General features: G+C 67.7%; 2 protein-coding genes. Both read left to right on the top strand.

Annotated features, from left to right (window positions below; genetic code table 11):
- The first annotated feature begins 164 nt into the window (after positions 1-164).
- The gene (gene lnt / locus OJI97_RS00015) at positions 165-1,796 is read left to right on the top strand and encodes an apolipoprotein N-acyltransferase (protein WP_297659487.1); all 1,632 of its coding nucleotides are present in this window, start codon (positions 165-167) and stop codon (positions 1,794-1,796) included.
- A gap of 54 nt (positions 1,797-1,850) precedes the next feature.
- Positions 1,851-3,077, top strand: a complete 1,227-nt coding sequence (metK, locus tag OJI97_RS00010; RefSeq protein WP_297659485.1) for a methionine adenosyltransferase — start codon at positions 1,851-1,853, stop codon at positions 3,075-3,077.
- The last annotated feature ends 74 nt before the right edge of the window (positions 3,078-3,151 follow it).

The raw sequence follows: 3,151 nt of genomic DNA, 5'->3' as shown, positions 1-3,151 counted from the left end.
GTGTGGGGTCAGCCGACGCACGCTCTGGGTTCCCGCTTTCGCGGGAATGACGAAGGTGTGCGATGGGGAATGTCGCTTGTCGCTCGAAACCGGCCGAGGGATCGCTACCCTGCGAGACGCAAGTGCCATTGTGAGCCGCGCGCCGCGCCGCTAAAGCAGCGCGCGTGACCGCGACCTCCTCCCGCATCATCGCTTTCGCCGACCGCTGGCCGAAGCTCCTCGCCCTGCTGCTCGGCACCGTGTCGGCGACCGGCTTCGCGCCGCTGAACCTCTGGCCGCTGACTTTGCTCGCCTTTGCGGGCTGGATGGCGCTCGTCGCGCGGAGCTCCAAAGGGCGGCGCGCGTTCGGCGTGGGCTGGGCGTTCGGGGTCGGGCATTTCACGATCGGGCTGAACTGGATCGCGACCGCCTTCACCTATCAGGCGGCGATGCCCGCGTGGCTGGGGTGGGTCGCGGTGGTGCTGCTGTCACTCTATCTGGCGGTGTATCCGGCGCTTGCCGCGTGGGGGGCGTGGGCCATCCAAAAGTTCGTCGCCCCCGCCCTTCGACTGCCCCCAGGGCGGGCGCTCAGGGCGGGGGCGACGCTGTCCTTCATCCTCGCCTTCGCCGCGCTGTGGACGCTGACCGAATGGCTGCGAAGCTGGGTGTTTACGGGCTTTGCATGGAATCCGCTGGGCGCGGTTGCGGCCGGTTCTTTCGCTTCGGCGGCGATCTGGATCGGGACCTACGGACTAGGCGCGCTGATCCTTCTCCTGGCCGGCGCGCTGCTGCTGCTTTCGGCGCGGCGATGGAAAGCGGCGACACTCATAGCGGCGCTTCCGATCCTGTTCACCGCAGCCGCCATTGCCAGCGTCGCGAGTTCCAATGTCGGCGTCGCGATCAACGGCAAGGTCCGGAACGCCCCTCCGCGCATCCCCATCACCGTCGTCCAGCCCAATGTCGGCCAGCAGGACAAATGGGAGGGGGGAAAGGCCGACGCCAATTTCGCCAAGCTCGCGCGGCTGACCGCGCCGAAGGACGACACGCCGCGCCTGATCCTGTGGCCCGAGGCGGCGATTCCCGATTATCTGGAGACCGGCTATCCCGCCGTCTATTACGACCGCTCGCCCGCCGAGGCGCGCGGGCGGCTGACCGGCCTGATGAACGCGAACGACGTCATGCTGCTCGGCGCGCTGAAGCTCGAACTCGGACGCGACGGCAATGTCGTCGGCGCGCGCAACGCGGTGATGACGGTCCACGCCGACGGCACGCTCGGCGCGCGCTACGACAAGGCGCACCTCGTCCCCTATGGCGAATATCTGCCGATGCGGCCGATCCTGTCGGCGATCGGCCTGTCGCGCCTTGCGCCGGGCGACGTGGATTTCTGGCCCGGCCCCGGCCCGCACACGCTCGACCTCGGCCGCTTCGGCAAGGTCGGGCTGCAGATCTGTTACGAGATCATCTTTTCGGGGCAGGTCGTCGACCGCGCCCACCGCCCCGATTTCATCTTCAATCCCTCGAACGACGCCTGGTTCGGACGCTGGGGTCCGCCCCAGCATCTGGCGCAGGCGCGGCTCCGCGCGATCGAGGAAGGGCTGCCCGTCGTCCGCGCGACGCCGACGGGGATCAGCGCGGTGATCGACGCCGACGGCCGCGTCCTCGATTCGCTGCCGATGCACGCTGCCGGGCGTATCGACACCTTCGTTCCCAGGGCCCATGCGCCGACGCTCTTCGCGCGCCATGGCAATGCGCTGCCGGTCGGATTTGCGCTGCTGCTGCTCGCGGCCGCCATTGCCTTTCGGCGGCGCGGGCGCTAACAGCGGCGCGACATAAAGCATCCTTTATATCGAATAACCCAAAAGGCCTCTTCCATGCGCAACAGCTTCCTCTTCACCTCCGAAAGCGTCTCCGAAGGCCATCCCGACAAGGTCGCCGACCAGATTTCGGATTCGATCGTCGACCTGTTCCTGTCGAAGGATCCCGAGGCGCGCGTCGCATGCGAGACGCTGACCACGACGCAGCTCGTCGTGCTGGCGGGCGAAATCCGCTGCAAGGGCGTGTTCGAGGATGGAGAATGGGCGCCCGGCGCGCTCGACGAGATCGAGGCCACCGTCCGCAAGACGGTCAAGGAAATCGGTTACGAACAATCGGGCTTCCACTGGAACCAGTTCCGTTTCGAGAACAACCTCCACGGCCAGTCGGCGCATATCGCGCAGGGCGTCGACGAGAGCGCCGACAAGGACGAGGGCGCGGGCGACCAGGGCATCATGTTCGGCTATGCCTCCGACGAAACCCCCGACCTGATGCCCGCGACGCTCGACTATGCCCACAAGATCCTCGAGCGGATGGCCGCCGACCGCAAGGCGGGCATCGCGCCCTTCCTCGAACCCGATGCGAAGAGCCAGGTCACGCTGCGCTACGCCAACGAGCGCCCGGTCGAGGCGACCGCGATCGTCGTGTCGACCCAGCACGCGCCGGGCTATTTCTTCCACGGCGGCGAGGGCGACGAGGCGAAATATCAGGAGCTTCGCAAATATGTGCTCGGCGTGATCGCCGACGTGCTGCCCGCCGAACTGCTGACCGCGAACACCGTCTATCACATCAACCCGACCGGCCGCTTCGAGATCGGCGGCCCCGACGGCGATGCCGGGCTGACCGGCCGCAAGATCATCGTCGACACCTATGGCGGCGCCAGCCCGCACGGCGGCGGCGCGTTCAGCGGCAAGGACCCGACCAAGGTCGACCGCTCGGCGGCCTATGTCACGCGCTATCTCGCCAAGAATATCGTCGCCGCAGGGCTCGCGCGCCGCTGCACGATCCAATTGAGCTATGCGATCGGCGTCGCCGAGCCGCTGTCGGTCTATGTCGACCTGCACGGCACCGGCGCTGAGGGCGTGAGCGAAGCCGCGCTCGAACAGGCGCTGCCGCAGCTCGTCCGGCTGACACCCAAGGGCATCCGCACCCACCTCGGCCTCAACAAGCCCATCTATAAACAGACCGCCGCCTACGGCCATTTCGGCCGCACCGCGGACGGCGACGCCTTCCCGTGGGAGCGCACCGACCTCACCGACAAGCTGAAGGCCGCGATCGCCCGATAACAATACGTCGCCCCCGCGCAGGCGGGGGGCCCGGGAAGCCAGTTACGGCGCCGCTGCGTTAAACGAAGGCGGCC

The organism is Sphingopyxis sp. (assembly GCF_025869345.1).
GTDB lineage: Bacteria > Pseudomonadota > Alphaproteobacteria > Sphingomonadales > Sphingomonadaceae > Sphingopyxis.
This window is presented reverse-complemented; position numbering and strand designations above follow the sequence as displayed.